Source organism: Melghirimyces profundicolus, from assembly GCF_003054245.1.
Classification (GTDB): domain Bacteria; phylum Bacillota; class Bacilli; order Thermoactinomycetales; family DSM-45169; genus Melghirimyces; species Melghirimyces profundicolus.
The window spans coordinates 13,414-29,371 of the sequence record NZ_QBKR01000034.1; the positions used below are offsets into that span (position 1 = coordinate 13,414).

The window sequence follows — 15,958 nt, forward strand, 5'->3', positions numbered from 1 at the left end:
TTTTCGAATTTTGACCCATTCCTTCATTACCTTGGTTCCGGTTTTAATTTCAACCGAATCTCTTTTTGCTCCATCAGCCGTTCTCCGGCGGGGATAGACTGGCGAATCACATACCCTTCCCCGGTGGCCTCGGCTTTCAGATCCAAAAGCTGGCAGAGGTCCATCGCTTCCCTGAGGGAGGTCCCTTTCAGATCCGGCATCTCCAACGCTTCGGGCGATTCCGTCAGAAGATAAATCTTCCCTCCGGAAAGATGGTCCCCGGGAGCGGGATACTGTTGAACCACCCGTTCTCCACTCCCCAGAATTTCGGCTTGAGCTCCGGTTTCCAACAGCTCCTTCTTCACCTCATCCACCGGGCGGTCGATCCAGTTCGCTGCAGGGAGCCCGTTCCTTCCATCCGCATCCGTGGGAGACGGGCGGGGGTTGGTTTTTCGAACCCCCATCTGCCGGAGGGACTCCGATATGATTTTGCCCGCGACGGGAGCGGCGACGGTTCCACCATGGGACGCGTCACGCGGCTCGTCCACCGCCACATAGACGACCACTTCGGGTTTTTCCGCAGGGGCGAAACCGATGAAGGAAACCACGTATTTCCCGTCGGCATAACCTGAGCCGTCCTGTTTCGGCTTCTGGGCGGTCCCGGTTTTCCCGGCCACACGGTACCCTTCCACATCCGCCTGTTTCCCCGTTCCATCGGTCACCACCCCACGAAGCAGCTCCCTCACCTGCTGAGCGCTTTTTCGGGAAATCACTTCTTTTCGGATGGGGTAGGGCTTGCGTTTCTTCAGGACTTGGCCGCTTTGGGGGTCCCGGATCTCTTTGACGAGATAGGGCCGGTACAGGATGCCTCCGTTGGCGACGGCGGAAACGGCCATGACCTGCTGAATCGGGGTGACCGCGATCCCCTGGCCGAACGCGGTGGTGGCCAGCTCCGTCGGATGGAGAGGCGTATGACCGAAAAAGATTCCGTTCTCTTCCGCCGGAAGGTCGATCCCCGTCCGGCGGCCCGCGCGGTCCGTCACCCTGCCGAAACCGAAACGGTCAATGTAACGGATCAACGGATCGGCACCCAATTTGTTCGCCAGGCGGACAAAAGCGACATTACTGGAGAGATAGACCCCCTCGGCGTACGAAATGGCCCCCCAGCCGCGGTTGTTCCAGTCCCGGATCGTCCGTCCGCTGATTTGGATCGATCCGGATTGAAACGTTTCTTCCCCGTTGAACAACCCCTCTTCCACTGCGGCTGCCAAGGTGACGATTTTGAAGGTGGAACCCGGTTCGTACTGTGTCCGGATGGCCCGGTTGACGGCATTCCACCCGGCTTTGTAAGTGACGGAGTAATTCGCCGGATTGAAGGTGGGACGGTTGGCCATGGCGAGGATTTCCCCGGTGTCCGGGTCCGCCACGATGGCCGTCGCCCCTTTGGCGCCGTATTTGGCCACCACTTCGTCCAACGCTTTTTCCGCCGCGTACTGAATGTTGGCGTCCAGCGTCAGAATCAGGTCTTTGCCATGTTCCGGCGGTTGGTACTTTTCTGAGGAATGGGGGGTCGGTTTTCCAAGGGCATCTTTTTTGAAACTGATTTTCCCCGGACGGCCCCTCAACAGCTTGTCGTATTGCTGTTCCACTCCGCCGACGGCTTTTCCGTCCGCATTCACGAATCCCAGCACGTGGGCCGCCAGCTTCCCCTCGGCATATTGCCGGCCGGGCACCTGTATCGGGTAAATACCGTCCAGGTCCTCCTCCATGATTCTGTCCCGGACTTCCCGTGAAACCTTATAGTCCCCTTCTTTCCTCAACTCCACCTGATTGACGTTTTTCTTGGTGAGTTTCCCGACCAGTTCATCCTCGGGAATATCCAAGAGAGGGGACAACTTCCGGGCGGTTTCCCGGGGGTGGTCCACCTGTGTCAGATCGGCGGCGATGATGTATTTGTCCACACCCTCCGCGAGACTGACCTCCCCGCTTCGGTCCAGAATGCTTCCCCGGACCGGTGTGATCACCGTTTTCGCCTGCCACGACTTTTCCGCCCGCTCCCGCAGGGTGGAAGCACTGATGGTTTGAATCCAAAATAACCGAAAGATCACTGCCAAAAATAACAGGGTGCACAGAAACCCCACCAGCAGTGATCTCTTTTTGCTCGTTTTCACCGGATCCATGGAGCGCTCAACCCCGACTGTCTTTACGTTTCTTGTCAGGCTTTTCAGCGCCGGGAACGGTCTTATCGGCCGGAACCATCCCTTTGTCGAGCGCAAACTGCCGGATCCGTTCCCCGCTTTTCAGTTCGTTTTTCCGTTCGGTGAGCCCTCTGTTGGCCTCTTTGAGCTCTTCGGCCTGCTGGGCCACCTTCTGCGTTTCCATATTGATCTCCGCCGATTTCGCATAGAGGGACAGCACACCGGAAGCAAGGGCGACGCAAATGACCACGCTGGCCAGGTACAGCAGTTTCTCTCCTGCAGGAAGTCCTGTTTGCGGCTGTTTCTCTTTTCTTGCCGCCACTTTCGGTTGAGGTTCCAGCTGGTACGCAACCGAAGTGTTTCCCCGGTACTCTCTCATTTTTATTTTTGACCCTCCTTAACACTTTTCCGCAACGCGCAACTTGGCCGAACGGGCCCGGGGATTTTCCCCGGTCTCTTCCTCCGACGGTTGCACCGGTTTCTTTGTAATGATGCGGAGTTCCGGTGTTCTCCCGCAGGTGCAGACGGGAAAGTCCGGCGGACAAACACAGCCTTTGGCCCGGTTCTGAAACATCTGTTTGGCGATCCGGTCCTCCAGCGAGTGGAAGGTGATCACGCTGACCCTTCCCCCCGGCCGGAGCCTGTCAATGGCCTGTCCCAATCCCTCTTCGAAAGCGTTCAGCTCATCGTTGACCGCGATCCGGATGGCCTGGAAGCTTCGGCGGGCGGGGTGGGGCCCTTTTCTTCTGGCGGGGGCCGGGATCGCTTCCTTGATGACCGTTGCCAATTCCACTGTGCTTTCGATGGGCTTCAGCGAACGGTATTCGACGATCTTCTGTGCGATCCGTCGGGCGAACCGCTCCTCCCCGTAGCGGAAAAGGATCCGGCCGATTTCTTCGCGGGACCAATGGTTGACCACATCGGCGGCCGTCAGTTCCGATTCCGGATCCATCCGCATGTCCAACGGGGCATCATGATGATAACTGAACCCCCTTTCCGCCTCGTCCAACTGGGGTGAGGAGACTCCCAGATCGAAGAGAACTCCGTCCACCCGGTCCAGTTCCAGCTTCGCCAGCGTCGTTTCCAAGTTGCGAAAGTTGGCTTTGACCAGGTGGACTCTGCAGTCCGCCTCCTTCAACCGTTCGGAGGCGGCCCGGAGCGCCCGGTCATCCTGGTCCAGCCCCACCAGAATTCCCGAGGGGCCCAGTTGCTCCGTGATCAGGGAACTGTGCCCCGCTCCACCGAGGGTGCAGTCCACATATACACCGTCGGGCCGGATATTGAGCCCTTCCACGGCTTCCTGTCTCATTACGGTTTCATGACGGAACAAACAGCTTCAACCTCTCTACAAACCTACAGATTCAAATCCAAATCGACCAGTTTTTCCGCGATTTCGTTAAACGATTCCTCGGAGCTGTCATAATAGGCTGACCACGCTTCTTTACTCCAGATTTCCACCCGGTTGGAAACACCGATGACGACACATTCCTTCTCCAGTTTCGCAAACTCCCGCAGGTTGCTTGGCAGGTGGGCCCTGCCCTGCTTGTCCAGCTCTGCCACCGTCGCACCCGAAAAGAAAAAACGGGTGAAGGCGCGGGCATCCGCCTTGGTAAAGGGGAGGGATTTCAACTTTTGTTCCAACTGCTTCCACTCTGACATCGGATACACGAAAAGGCAGTGGTCGAGTCCACGGGTGATCACGAAGGCATCCCCCAAACCTTCCCGAAATTTGGACGGGATGATCAGGCGGCCTTTATCGTCGATGGTGTGACGATACTCCCCCATGAACACGCCACCGCACCCCCTTTACTCCCCCTTATCTCCCACTTTCCCCCACTTTCCACCACACTGTAAATTATACCACAGGAAAACAGAAAAATCCTGCACCGACAGTGCAGGATTTTTACAGAAACTGTTTTTGGCGGAAGCGGGCTTACACTTTCCAGCTGCTCAGGTATTTTTCCTGGTCGCGGGTCATGTCATCGATGCGGATTCCAAGGGATTCCAGTTTGTAGCGGGCCACCTGTTCATCAATGTGGTACGGAACATCCAGAACGCGGGGGCCGATCTTCTGGTGGTTTTCCAGCGTGTAAATCAAAGACAGGGTCTGAAGGGCGAAGGTCATGTCCATGATTTCCGCCGGATGGCCGTCCCCCGCCACCAGATTGACCAGGCGGCCGTCACACAGGAGATGAATGCGCCGGCCGTCTTCCATCACGTACTCCGTGATGTCCTGGCGAACGATTCGTTTGTCCACGGCCTGCTCCTCCAGGGACAGCTTGTCGATCTCCACGTCGAAATGGCCCGCATTGGCCAGGATCGCCCCGTCTTTCATGAGGGGAAAATGCTCTCCGGAGATGACTTTTTTGTTCCCCGTCACCGTGACGAAAATATCCCCCACCCGGGCCGCTTCCGACATGGGCATCACCGTGAAACCGTCCATGTGGGCTTCAGTCGCTTTGATCGGATCCACTTCGGTTACCACCACGCGGGCTCCCAGTCCCTGGGCCCGCATCGCCACCCCGCGACCGCACCAGCCGTAGCCGATCACCACCACCGATTTTCCGGCGACGACCAGGTTGGTCGCCTTGTTGATTCCGTCCCAAACCGATTGACCGGTTCCGTACCGGTTATCGAAAAGAAACTTCGAGAAAGCATCGTTGACGGCAATCATCGGAAACTTCAATTTCCCTTCTTTTTCCAATGACCGCAGTCTCAGAATACCGGTGGTCGTTTCTTCGCAACCGCCTTTCACCTGCTTCAGCAGGTCCGGTCTTTCGGCGTGGAGAATGCCGACCAGATCCCCGCCGTCGTCGATGATCAGATCCGGCCGGGTTTCCAGCGTCATCATCAGGTGCTGTTTATACTCTTCCGGAGCCGGATCGTATTTCGCAAAAACAGTCACCCCTGATTCGGCCAACGCCGCTGCCACATCATCCTTCGTGGAGAGGGGGTTGCTGCCGGTGATGGCCACCTGGGCTCCGGCGTCCCGCAACAATTCCGCCAGACAGGCCGTCTTGGCTTCCAGGTGGAGGGAGATGGCCACCCGTTGTCCCGCGAGAGGTTGTTCCTCCAGAAATTCTTCGCGGATTCGGTTGAGAACCGGCATATGCTGGCGGGCCCAGTCCATTTTCAGCCGCCCGCGGGGGGCCAGGCTTCTGTCACGAACGACGCTTTCCGTCATCGAATCCATGTGCATCCTCCTCTGTCAATCAAGGGTTTCCAACCGCAGGCATGTTAACTTTTCATCAGAGGCGTTGGTTGACCTTATTTCAGGCAGGTGGATCGTGTTTTGCACGAAAGTCGCGTCCAAAGTCTATTCGCTCCCCGGTCCACCTTTCATTACCTGATTGGATTGCTGACATCCTGACTTTCATTATCCTTCAAGGGCAGCAAGCATTTCAGGAAGGGTTCAACCGGTTTCCCAACGATCAGAGGTGGACCACCCGGTGAAGGTTTTTGCTCAGAAGAGGGGTGCGGATCAGTTCTTCCAACCAATTCTCCCCGTACCGGTTCCACCAGGGAACGAGGTTGTGGACCCTTTCCTGCAGCTGGCCTCCGGGGTTGAGTTCCGCTTCCAGACCGGCAAACCGGCGAAGATCCGTCTCTCTCCTTTTCTCCATCGCCTTTCGCGTCTCCTTCTCCAGGTAGTCCACCTGCTTGAAGACCTCGCCCAGGTTGGTTTGACCCAACTCGTTCAAGTCGGGGCGGATTCCGGAGATTTCCCCGATCAGGGGCCGGTACGCTTCTTCCAACCGGGTGCGCAGCCGACCGAAGGCCGCGTCCACATCCAGTTGATACCGCCTCTCGAGCCAGCTTCGTTTCTTCCGTTCCAGCCGGTGGATGACATCGTCAACGGTCAGACCGTAACGGGAGAGTTCTTTTTGCGACTTTCTTCCCACCAAGGTAAAGCCGCTCCGGGGAACGAGAAGGGGCATCTCCATACCCGCCAGATGGAAAGCCGGTTTCAGGAGAGCCCAGTAAGCGATTTCCCCCGGCCCCAACACCGTTGCCAGCGTGGGAAAAAGGTACTCCTGCATCAGCGGCCGGGTGAGGACGTTGTTGCTGAATGCGGCGGGATGTCGCCGGAGGTAAGCCAAAAGCGACTCCCGGCTGAAACCGTCCATCCCTTCCCTCGAGAAGAAAGTTCCGTCATTGCGCCGGTGGAGAGCCCGCCGTTCCCCGTTGGAGATAAGAAACAGATGCGCTTTGTCCGGTTTCACATCCACCTCAACCGGGTATCCGTCCCGTTCCAGTTGCTCCGCCTGGGTCATGACCGCTTCGGCGAAGGCTTCATTATGTTCGATCAGCCACTCGAAAAAAGGCACTTCCAACCGGCGAAGCGGAGGATAAGCGGAATCGATCATCAAAAGACCGTGATGACCGAACAACCGGTGTAAAAGACGGGCAAAATGGCGGGAAAGACTGATCGGATCCCGGGAGAGGTTTCTCAGGGTTTCAAGCAGGCCCTTCTTGTGGGGAGTGTCCGGCAGTTTTCTCCCCAGCCCGTCAATCCAGGACAGCCAAACATTCGGACCGGGCACCACTTCCGAGACGGAAGGATTGCCGGTAATTTCAAGAGGAAGGGTGACCTTTTCCACCTCTGTCCCGGACACAAGGTGAAGGTGGTTCACCTCTTCCAGGTCATGGTCTTCCCCCGCGATCCAGAACAGCGGGATCACCGGTCGGTTTAACCGCTGTTCTTCCCGTTCCGCCAGTTGGATCAGGGTGATGGCTTTGTAGACAGTGTAGAGAGGACCGGTCAGAACCCCCGCCTGCTGGCCGCCGACCACCACCAGGCTGTCCGGACGGCGCAGCCGGTCGAGATTGGCCTGGATGGCAGGATGTTGCAGCTCCCTTCCGTGGTACTCGCTGAGCACGTCGGCCAGCCGCTCCCGGGAAACCGGATCCTCCCGCCGCTCCAGCACTTTCGCACGCCGGCGGAAACCCGAATCGTCTCCAGGATCGTAAGTATAGTATGGTTTCACTTTATGAAAGAAATGAAGGTAATCACGAAAGAGCGGTTGGGGCGGCTCCATGTAGGTATCCTCTACTCTCATGCCAATCCTCTTTTCTTCTCCATCGATCTATCCCAGTATAGCAAAGGGAAACCGTTCCGCAACGCACAGACAAATGTTTCATTTGTCCGGTTGCTTCCTGTGACTGGCGGACCCGAAAGGCCCACCCCGCCATACAGGCTTACATTCCCATGGAACCCGCGGTACTGAATCGAGGGAACCCGACCGGTTTCCCCGTTTTCGGCAAGCCCGATCCGGACCTCGAAGGGCCTCCTGCGGGGCAGTTTTGGACCTCTCGTACATCCGTCGCTATTTTGGGTAAACGCTTCCCCTTTTCTCGAAACGAACATGAAATCACAGCGCTTCCAGCACCAGGCGGTTATGTATGAATTCCCTATCCAGTTTAAACCCTCCGGAAAATCACTCCCCCCGGCGATTGTCACCGGTTTCTTCCGGCAGGGGCAGCAAAAGGGAGATGACGAATCCGAGGACAGCCACCCCGGCCGCCGTCATCATTCCCATCCGGAACCCTTGCTCCCACAACGCGGGCAAGCCGGCGGCATCCCAGCCGGTTTTCACGGGCTCAAAAAAGGCGAGGCCGATGAGGACCAACCCCAGGGCACCACCGGCGGCGCGGAACATGGCAATGGCAATCAAGCCGTTTTTCAACTGTCGGAAGGGAACCACTTCAAACAACAGTTCATGGACCGGAGCCGTCAACGTAAAGCCGAGCCCACTTCCCAAAACCGCCAGCACCACCGTGAGAGTGAGCGGGTCGTCGGCCAGTGCCAAGGTGAAATAAGCCGCCGCCGTGGAGAAAAAGCCGAGGGCCAGCCCCCCTTGGTACCCCCACCGGGACGAGATCCACCGGGCCAGGGGCAGGGTCAGCCAGGCCGCCCCGGCAACGATGGAGAGGTAGGCCCCTCCCGTCCCTTGGGGATGGTCCAACACTCCCGCCATCCAACCGGGCACCAACACCACCGCCACCCACGTACACCCCGCCAATGCCACCGCCGCGTACAACCCGATCAGGCGGAGATCGGAAAGAAGCCCGGCTTGGAAAAACGGCCGGTTCGCCTGGCGTTCCACCATCAGAAGCGGCACGACCAAGCCGATGGCCAGCACGGCGAAGGGAAGGAAACCGGGGTCCACCAGCATGGCCCAACCTTGATGGGGATCCAGCTGGGAAACGGCAATCATGGCCGAAAGCAGGATCACGGCAAAATAAAAGAGACCCGTGGTCTGAAAAGGCGGGTTCCGGTAACCTGTATCCGGAGTGAAGCGGAGGCTGAGGAGGTAGACCGCCGCCGCGGCCGGCAGGTTGATCCAGAACAACCAGCGCCAGCTGTAATGCCAGGCCACACTGGAGGACAGGAACGGAACCAGGATCAAAAGTCCCGCCAACACCAAATGGACCGCCAACCTCCAGGACCTTCTGCGAAGATAGATGAGGCGTCGGATTTCCACGGAGAGGAGGGGGACGACACCGCCGGCGCCCAACGCCTGAATCACACGACCCCCGATCAGCGACCACCAGTTGTCACTCGCACCGACAGCGAAAGACCCGGCGGCGAACAGTACGAGGGAAACGGCGAACCAGTTTCTCCTGCCGGCCCGGGCACCCCAGGCTTCCATCAGGGGAAGGGCCAGGACAAAGACCGCCAAATGGAGAGCGATTACCCAGATCACCCACCGAACGGGGAATCCAAGGTCCGCCGAGATCATGGTGAGCGACGGCGACACAATCCCGAGGTCCAGTGCGCTCAAGAATATCGCGATAACAAAGGAGTCCAGAGTCAGCTTTTTTCCGAAAGGCATCGAAGAGGCCTCCCATTCTTTAACCCGATGAAGGCGGATGCGAAAGTCCATCTTCCCCTTCGGGCACCCCCTCCTCTTCCGCCCGGTGGACGAGAAGGGTGAGACGGTCGTTGAAGGGCGTGGGTATCCCGTGTTGTTTCCCTTTTTCCCCCACCGCCCCGTTGATATAATCCACTTCGGTCTTTTCCCCGCGCAAGAGATCCTGAAGCATGGAAGAACGATTGGCAGCCGTGTCCCGGCAGACGGCCCGGACTTTTTCCGAGAGTTCGGCTTCCGAGAGGACAATCCCTTCCGCTTCCGCCACCCGGACAACTTCCTTCAGTATGCCGTCCATCCAGGCGGAAAATCCCTCGCGCCCGGGAAGATCTCCGTTGGACACGTTCCAAAGGGCGGTCAGTGGGTTGATCACACAGTTAATCGCAAGTTTCTCCCATGCTCGCCTGTCGATTTCCCGATCCGGAAAGATCGAAAACCCCGAGGAAACCAATACGCGGATCAAACCGGCAGTCAGCGGGGAGATGGATTCACCACCCACAGGACCGACCCGGGTTTCTCCCCGACCGGTGTGGCGCACGCAGGCGGGTCCCTCCCGGAGGGCTCCTTCGGTTGTCACCGCCCGGTACAGACGGTGGGAATCAATATCATCACCCAACAGCCGCTCCTGTCCCATTCCATTCTGCCACAACCAGATATCGGAGGAGGAATGGCCCACACGGCGAACTTCCGCCGCAATCACCGGCACAACCGTTTGTTTCACTGTCAGAAAGATCACATCACAGGCAGGCAACCTCTCTTCCCGCGACCATCGGACGTCGAGGTTGCGCGCGATGCGGTGAACGCCGTCCAAACCGGTCAACGCCAAGCCTTCCGCCCGGATCTTGTCACGCTGCTCCCGGGTGCGGGTCAAGAGGAGCGTTCCGGGAAAGAAACCGGCCAGACGGTGAGCCCACAGCAACCCGACCGCGCCTGCGCCCCACACCGCGATCTTCATCCTGCATCCCTCCCCATCCCCCCATATAATAACAGATTCCCCCCACCGCATGTGAGGGGAATCCAGGTCGGTTTGATCCCGTTTCTCAGACGGGATAAACCGGATGCTTGCGTCGGCTGAAGGTGACGTCTTTGTCGGCATAAGCTTCGAACCGGTTGATCAGCTCCTCCCGGAGGTCGTCGGGGGCCACGATTCCGTCCACGACCAGTTCGGAGGCCAAGCGGTAGATGTCGATGTCTTTTTTGTATTCCTCCCGCTTTTCCTGGATGAACTTCACGCGTTCCGCCCCTTCCAATTGAGCGATTTTATTGCCGTAAACGGCGTTGACAGCGGCTTCCGGCCCCATCACCGCAATCTGGGCCGTGGGAAGCGCCAGGCAACAGTCCGGCTCGAAGGCGGGCCCCGCCATGGCGTAGAGGCCGGCCCCGTAAGCCTTGCGAACCACGACGGAGATTTTGGGCACCGTCGCTTCGGACATGGCGGCGATCATCTTGGCCCCGTGCCGGATCATCCCCGCTCTTTCCGTCTGGGTGCCGATCATGAAACCGGGCACGTCCGCCAGGAACAACAACGGGATGTTGAAGGCATCGCACAAGGTGATGAACCGGGCCGCCTTATCGGCGGTGTCGACGAAGAGCACCCCGCCCTTTACTTTGGACTGGTTGGCCACAATCCCGATCACTTTCCCGTCCAAGCGGGCAAACCCGGTGATCAGCTCCTTGGCGAACCCTTTCTTCATCTCGTAGAACGACCCTTCGTCGATCAGGGCTTCAATGAATTGCATCATATCGAAGGGCGCGTTCTGGTTGTCGGGAACGATGTCGGAGATTTTTCCGGCATCGGCGACCGGTTGCCGGCTTTCACAAGGGGCCGGCTTCTCCGTGTAGCGGGCCGGGAAGTAGCTGAGGTAACGGCGGGCGGAGGCAATCGCCTCTTCCTCGTCGGAAGCCAGAACATCTCCGCACCCGCTGATGGAGCAATGCATCCGGGCGCCGCCCATCTCTTCCAGGGAAACCTTCTCCCCGATCACCATTTCCGCCATACGCGGGGAACCCAGGTACATGCTGGCGTTTTTATCCACCATGATCACAGTGTCGCAGAAGGCGGGGATGTAGGCTCCGCCTGCCGCGGAAGGGCCGAAGAGAACACAGACCTGAGGGATCACTCCGGAGAGTTTCACCTGGTTGTAAAAGATCCGTCCGGCGCCTCTCCGACCGGGAAACATCTCGATTTGGTCGGTAATGCGGGCGCCGGCGGAGTCCACCAGATAGATCAAGGGGACCTTCAGCTTCTCCGCGGTTTCCTGTATCCGGATGATTTTTTCCACGGTGCGGGCCCCCCAGGAACCGGCTTTCACGGTGGAGTCGTTGGCCATCACGCAAACGGTCTGCCCGTTCACTTTTCCGATGGCGGTCACCACCCCGTCGGCGGGAAGATTTTCCTCCGCGGCGTTGGCGAAAAATCCGTCCTCCAGTTGAAAGACGCCATCAAACAGGAGCTCCAGCCGCCTTCTTACAAAAAGTTTGTTTTGTGCTTTCAGTTTTTCATGATATTTGGGAGCGCCCCCCTTCCGGATCCGCTCCACCTCTTCTTCATAATGACGTATCCTTGAATCGTGCATGGTTTCTCCTCCCTCCGACACGTTTATTCACCCAGGTAAATGGGCTTTCTTTTCTCTTTGAAGGCGGCGAGCCCTTCCAGGCGGTCCTTGGTGGGGATGAGAACTTCGTAGGCTTTGGTTTCAATGGCCAGCCCCGTATCCAAATCCGTCTCCGTGCCGTAATCGATGGCATGTTTGGCCTGGGCAAGAGCCAAGGGAGCGTTTTCGTTGATCCGGGTGGCCATCTCCATGGCCGCTTCCATCACCGTTCCGCCTTCCACCACCCGGTTGAGCATTCCCATCTCCTCAGCTTCCCGTGCCGTCAACCTTCGGGCGGTAAAGATGAGCTCTTTGGCCCGGGCTTTCCCGATCAACCGGGCCAGATGCTGGGTCCCGCCCGCCCCTGGGATGATGCCGAGGGACGTTTCCGTCAGGCCGAAAACCGCATGCTCGTCGGCCACCCTGAGATCACAAGCCAGCGCCAGTTCCATCCCCCCGCCGAGAGCCACCCCGTTGACCGCGGCGATGACGGGTTGGGGCAACCGGGACAATGCCTGAAACGTTTCCCGGATCGTGTGGATGTAACGACGCACTTGATCCTGAGTGAATCCGCGCCGTTCCTTCAGGTCGGCTCCCGCGCAAAAAGCCTTCTCCCCGGCCCCGGTGACCACGACCACGCGGGTGGCTTTGGAATGCCTCAGTTCGCCCGTCACACGGGAAAGCTCCTCCAGGGAGGGCAGGTTGAGCGCGTTGTGAACTTCCGGACGGTTCAACGTGAGTACGGAAATGCCTTCTTTTCGTTCCCATTCCACCAGACTCACCGGCTTCCCTCCTTACGTCGCTTCGCCGCCACACTTTGCAACACTTTGGACGGCAGCTTTTTTCCCAGTTGTTTTTCCGCCAGCCATCCGGCTTCGCACAGGGCTTCCAGATCGATACCCGTTTCCACGCCCATTCCTTCCAACATATAGACCAGATCCTCCGTCGCCACGTTACCGGCCGCACCCGGGGCGTAAGGACATCCCCCGAGACCGCCGAAGGCGCTGTCGAGCGTCGTGATGCCCTGTTCCAGACAAACGTAGGCGTTGACGAGAGCCGTCCCCCGGGTGTCGTGGAAATGGCCGGCCAGCCGGTCCGCGGGCACCTCGCGTGTAAGGGCCTTCAATTTTTCTTTCACTTGCCGCGGCGTGGCCACCCCGATCGTGTCCCCCAGAGAAATTTCATAGACGCCCATCTCCAGGAGGCGGTTCACGATTTCCGCCGTATTGGACAAGGGCACTTCTCCTTCATAAGGACAGCCGAAGACCGTGGAGACGTACCCCCGGACCCGTTTCCCCTTCGCCGTGGCTTCCCGGACCACTTCTTCCAGCACCGGGTATGTTTCGCGGATCCCTTTGTTGATGTTCTTCCGGTTGTGGGTTTCGCTCGCGGAAAGAAAAACGGCAAATTCATCGATGTTCGTATCCAGGGCCCGCTCCAGACCTTTCCGGTTGGGGACGAGGGCACGACAGCACACATCCGGCCGCCGGGGAAGGGAATTCGCCAACTCGGCGGCGTCCGCCAGTTGGGGTACCCACTTGGGATGGACGAAAGAGGTCACCTCCAGTTCCTTTACTCCGGCGTCGATCAGCAAATTGGCGATGGTCACTTTCACTTCCGTGGGGAGACTCCGGGACTCGTTCTGCAGACCATCCCGCAACCCCACCTCCACCAGCTTCACCTTTTGCACCGGATCACCCCTCTGTAAAAAAACCGAGTCAGTCATCCAGCTCGATCAGGATATCTCCGTCACTGACGAAGCTTCCGACTTCCACTTTGACCGCCGACACGGTCCCGCCCTCTTCCGCCTGAACGGGAACCTCCATCTTCATGGATTCCAGCAGGACCACATCCTGACCGGATTCCACCCGATCCCCCTCCGATACCATCACCTGCAGCACGGTGCCCGCCATGGTTGCTTGGATCGATTTCAATTCCTTCACCTCTTGTCGAATTGGAGTGGTTTTGTCAAGAGTGTTGTATCGTATCGGCCCCGGATAAATTCGGGTTGATCGAGAATGTTTATCAGGAGCGGAAGGTTGGACTTGATTCCGCTGACTTCAAAAGCTGCCAGTGCTTTCCGGCTGCGGGCCAGGGCCTGCTCCCGGGAGTCGGCGTGCACGATGCATTTGGCGATCATCGGGTCGTAATAGGGCGCCACCTGGGACCCCGCCTCCACTCCGGCATCCACCCGGATTCCCTCTCCTTCAGGAGGGGAAAAAGCTTCCAGAGTCCCCGGAGAAGGCAAAAACCGTTCCGGGTCTTCGGCGTACACCCGATATTCCAGGGCATGCCCTGTCATCCGGATCTGATCCTGATCCAAAGCCAAGTCTTTTCCCTCCGCCACGTCCAGCTGGAGGGCCACCAGATCCAATCCGGTCACCATTTCGGTGACGGGGTGTTCCACCTGAAGGCGGGTATTCATCTCCAAAAAGTAAAAATTCTCCTCCGGGTCCACCAGAAATTCAACAGTGCCCGCACCGGTATAACCGACGGCTTTTGCCGCCCGGACCGCCGCCTTGCAAAGCGATTCACGGGTTCCAGGCCGGATGGAGGGGGAGGGACTCTCCTCCACCACCTTCTGGTTGCGCCGCTGGACCGAACACTCCCGTTCAAAAAGGTGGACCGTCTTTCCACGGTGGTCGGCGAAGACCTGCACTTCCACATGGCGGGGGGATTCGATGAAGCGTTCCATGAACAGCGTATCATCCCCGAAATACGCCTTGGCCCGCCCCTGTGCGGAAGGGAACGCCTTTTTCAGCTCCTCTTCGCCACGAAGGACCTGCATCCCGATGCCGCCTCCGCCTGCACTGGCTTTCATCATCACCGGCCATCCGATTTTCACCGCCTCCCGGACCGCCTCCTCCGGATCCCGGAGATCTTCCGTTCCGGGAACCACGGGAACACCGGCCTCTTCCATCGTCCTCCGGGCGGTCACTTTGTCTCCCATCCGGGCGATTACCTCCGGGGCCGGTCCGACGAAGGTCAACCCCGCTTCTTTCACTTTCCGGGCGAAATCCGCGTTCTCAGACAACAGGCCGTATCCCGGGTGGACGGCATCGGCTCCGGTGTCCGCCGCCGCTTTCAAAATGGCGTCCGCATTGAGGTAGCTCCGGGCCACCGGCGGAGGACCGATCAGGACCGCTTCATCCGCCTCCCGGACAAAAGGGAGTCCCTTGTCCGCTTCAGAGTGGACCGCAACCGTCCGGATCCCCCGTTCCCGGCAAGTCCGGATGATTCGGCGGGCAATCTCTCCCCGGTTCGCAATCAAAAGTTTTTGGATTTTCATACAGCACCTCTCTCCGCTCGTTTCAAACCCCGGCCGGGTCCCTTCTCTCTACGGTTCCCTCCTGGGGTAGAGGCTGTCAAAGGGGTTCTGTTTATGTGAGACCCAATTAGAATCATTCGACAAATTTCAAAAGAAGTCCTTCCGAAAGGACGGGAAATTTTGCACCAGCCGCAGGGGGTACAGTTCATAGGCAAAGCTCCGGGAGATCATGTATAATATGAAGTGAATCCGGTGTAGGGAAGGGACTTGAAAGGAGAGTCAATTCGATGAGCACACCCAAGGTGGAACGGCTGAAAATCAACTATAAAACGTTGGAAGAGTTCCAAAAGTTCCGCGAATACGGACTGCAGGAACTTTCAATGTTGGAGGACCTTCAGGCGAACATCATCGAGAATGACAGCAACTCCCCTTTTTACGGAATCTACGAAGACGGGCAGTTGGTCGCTCGAATCAGTCTGTATCGAATCGACGGGAAATACGACCGCTATTTCGATCCTCCCCAGGATTACTATGAATTGTGGAAGCTGGAAGTCCTGCCCCAGTACCGGGAACGGGATTTCGGAACCGCCCTGGTCAACCATGCCAAGAGCTTCGGCCTCCCCATCAAAACCAATGCCCGTTGCCGCTCGGACGAATTCTGGCTGAAGATGGGTTTTCAACCGGTCCATTACGATCCGGTTCGCGACCGGGGTGAAAACCCCTATGTCTGGCTCCCCCCGGGGGTCCAACTGCAAAACTAGAAGCGTTGTGATTGAGGGTAGGCTCAGAAGAAGGGAAGCGTTTACCCGAAATAGCGACTTTGCTGTCCTGCCCGACGGAGAGTCTGCCAGCAAGGCGTTCAGGGGCAAAAGCTTCTCTGTGTTGCATCCGAAGGCGTTGGCCCCTGTCCGCAGCAGGATGATTCGGAGCGGACCGTGCATCCATCCCTGCAGGCGAGACTTGTGCTCTGTGAGTGCATAGCGAGACCGGGAGTGAAGCGACCCCGGCGAGACTTGTGCTCTGTGAGTGCATAGCGAGACCGGGAGT

At 58.3% G+C, this 15,958-nt stretch carries 14 protein-coding genes; 1 reads left to right on the forward strand and 13 read right to left on the reverse strand.

The window, feature by feature from the left end; all coding sequences use genetic code 11:
- Positions 1–26: 26 nt before the first annotated feature.
- From C8P63_RS16985 to C8P63_RS17045, 13 genes are all read right to left on the reverse strand, one after another.
- Positions 27–2,159, reverse strand: coding sequence for a penicillin-binding transpeptidase domain-containing protein (locus C8P63_RS16985; RefSeq protein WP_108026139.1), 2,133 nt, complete (start codon positions 2,157–2,159; stop codon positions 27–29).
- Positions 2,160–2,166: 7 nt separating this feature from the next.
- Positions 2,167–2,556 (reverse strand): hypothetical protein, encoded by a 390-nt coding sequence (locus C8P63_RS16990; protein WP_108026140.1) that lies wholly within the window; start codon positions 2,554–2,556, stop codon positions 2,167–2,169.
- 18 nt (positions 2,557–2,574) lie between these two features.
- A complete protein-coding gene (rsmH, locus tag C8P63_RS16995; protein ID WP_108026141.1) occupies positions 2,575–3,507 on the reverse strand; it encodes a 16S rRNA (cytosine(1402)-N(4))-methyltransferase RsmH in 933 nt (310 codons plus the stop codon).
- A 23-nt stretch (positions 3,508–3,530) separates the two neighbouring features.
- A complete protein-coding gene (mraZ, locus tag C8P63_RS17000; protein ID WP_108026142.1) occupies positions 3,531–3,968 on the reverse strand; it encodes a division/cell wall cluster transcriptional repressor MraZ in 438 nt (145 codons plus the stop codon).
- Between the two features lie 142 nt (positions 3,969–4,110).
- A complete protein-coding gene (locus tag C8P63_RS17005; protein ID WP_211308304.1) occupies positions 4,111–5,370 on the reverse strand; it encodes an adenosylhomocysteinase in 1,260 nt (419 codons plus the stop codon).
- A 238-nt stretch (positions 5,371–5,608) separates the two neighbouring features.
- Positions 5,609–7,237, reverse strand: coding sequence for a bacillithiol biosynthesis cysteine-adding enzyme BshC (bshC, locus tag C8P63_RS17010; protein WP_108026146.1), 1,629 nt, complete (start codon positions 7,235–7,237; stop codon positions 5,609–5,611).
- A gap of 378 nt (positions 7,238–7,615) precedes the next feature.
- Complete coding sequence (locus tag C8P63_RS17015; RefSeq protein ID WP_170109736.1) at positions 7,616–9,013, reverse strand: MFS transporter; 1,398 nt, start codon at positions 9,011–9,013, stop codon at positions 7,616–7,618.
- Positions 9,014–9,032: 19 nt separating this feature from the next.
- Positions 9,033–10,004, reverse strand: coding sequence for a ketopantoate reductase family protein (locus C8P63_RS17020; RefSeq protein WP_170109737.1), 972 nt, complete (start codon positions 10,002–10,004; stop codon positions 9,033–9,035).
- An 85-nt stretch (positions 10,005–10,089) separates the two neighbouring features.
- Positions 10,090–11,625, reverse strand: coding sequence for an acyl-CoA carboxylase subunit beta (locus C8P63_RS17025; RefSeq protein ID WP_108026152.1), 1,536 nt, complete (start codon positions 11,623–11,625; stop codon positions 10,090–10,092).
- A gap of 23 nt (positions 11,626–11,648) precedes the next feature.
- Complete coding sequence (locus C8P63_RS17030) at positions 11,649–12,425, reverse strand: enoyl-CoA hydratase (protein WP_108026154.1); 777 nt, start codon at positions 12,423–12,425, stop codon at positions 11,649–11,651.
- Complete coding sequence (locus C8P63_RS17035; protein ID WP_108026156.1) at positions 12,422–13,369, reverse strand: hydroxymethylglutaryl-CoA lyase; 948 nt, start codon at positions 13,367–13,369, stop codon at positions 12,422–12,424. The genes C8P63_RS17030 and C8P63_RS17035 overlap by 4 nt, the downstream gene beginning before the upstream one ends.
- Entirely contained in the window at positions 13,362–13,577 is a 216-nt protein-coding gene (locus tag C8P63_RS17040; RefSeq protein WP_108026157.1) for an acetyl-CoA carboxylase biotin carboxyl carrier protein subunit, read from the reverse strand. The genes C8P63_RS17035 and C8P63_RS17040 overlap by 8 nt, the downstream gene beginning before the upstream one ends.
- Positions 13,578–13,582: 5 nt before the next feature.
- Complete coding sequence (locus tag C8P63_RS17045) at positions 13,583–14,926, reverse strand: acetyl-CoA carboxylase biotin carboxylase subunit (protein WP_108026161.1); 1,344 nt, start codon at positions 14,924–14,926, stop codon at positions 13,583–13,585.
- Between the two features lie 272 nt (positions 14,927–15,198).
- Between C8P63_RS17045 and C8P63_RS17050 the strand changes: the two genes are divergently transcribed.
- The gene (locus tag C8P63_RS17050) at positions 15,199–15,672 is read left to right on the forward strand and encodes an N-acetyltransferase (protein ID WP_108026159.1); all 474 of its coding nucleotides are present in this window, start codon (positions 15,199–15,201) and stop codon (positions 15,670–15,672) included.
- The last annotated feature ends 286 nt before the right edge of the window (positions 15,673–15,958 follow it).

Bases quoted from the DNA above. Each gene is read 5' to 3' on its own strand.
- C8P63_RS16985 (WP_108026139.1), bottom strand. From the start codon at position 2,159: ATGGATCCGGTGAAAACGAGCAAAAAGAGATCACTGCTGGTGGGGTTT.
- C8P63_RS16990 (WP_108026140.1), bottom strand. From the start codon at position 2,556: ATGAGAGAGTACCGGGGAAACACTTCGGTTGCGTACCAGCTGGAACCT.
- C8P63_RS17005 (WP_211308304.1), bottom strand. From the start codon at position 5,370: ATGGATTCGATGACGGAAAGCGTCGTTCGTGACAGAAGCCTGGCCCCC.
- bshC (WP_108026146.1), bottom strand. From the start codon at position 7,237: ATGAGAGTAGAGGATACCTACATGGAGCCGCCCCAACCGCTCTTTCGT.
- C8P63_RS17015 (WP_170109736.1), bottom strand. From the start codon at position 9,013: ATGCCTTTCGGAAAAAAGCTGACTCTGGACTCCTTTGTTATCGCGATA.
- C8P63_RS17020 (WP_170109737.1), bottom strand. From the start codon at position 10,004: ATGAAGATCGCGGTGTGGGGCGCAGGCGCGGTCGGGTTGCTGTGGGCT.
- C8P63_RS17025 (WP_108026152.1), bottom strand. From the start codon at position 11,625: ATGCACGATTCAAGGATACGTCATTATGAAGAAGAGGTGGAGCGGATC.
- C8P63_RS17035 (WP_108026156.1), bottom strand. From the start codon at position 13,369: ATGACTGACTCGGTTTTTTTACAGAGGGGTGATCCGGTGCAAAAGGTG.
- C8P63_RS17050 (WP_108026159.1), top strand. From the start codon at position 15,199: ATGAGCACACCCAAGGTGGAACGGCTGAAAATCAACTATAAAACGTTG.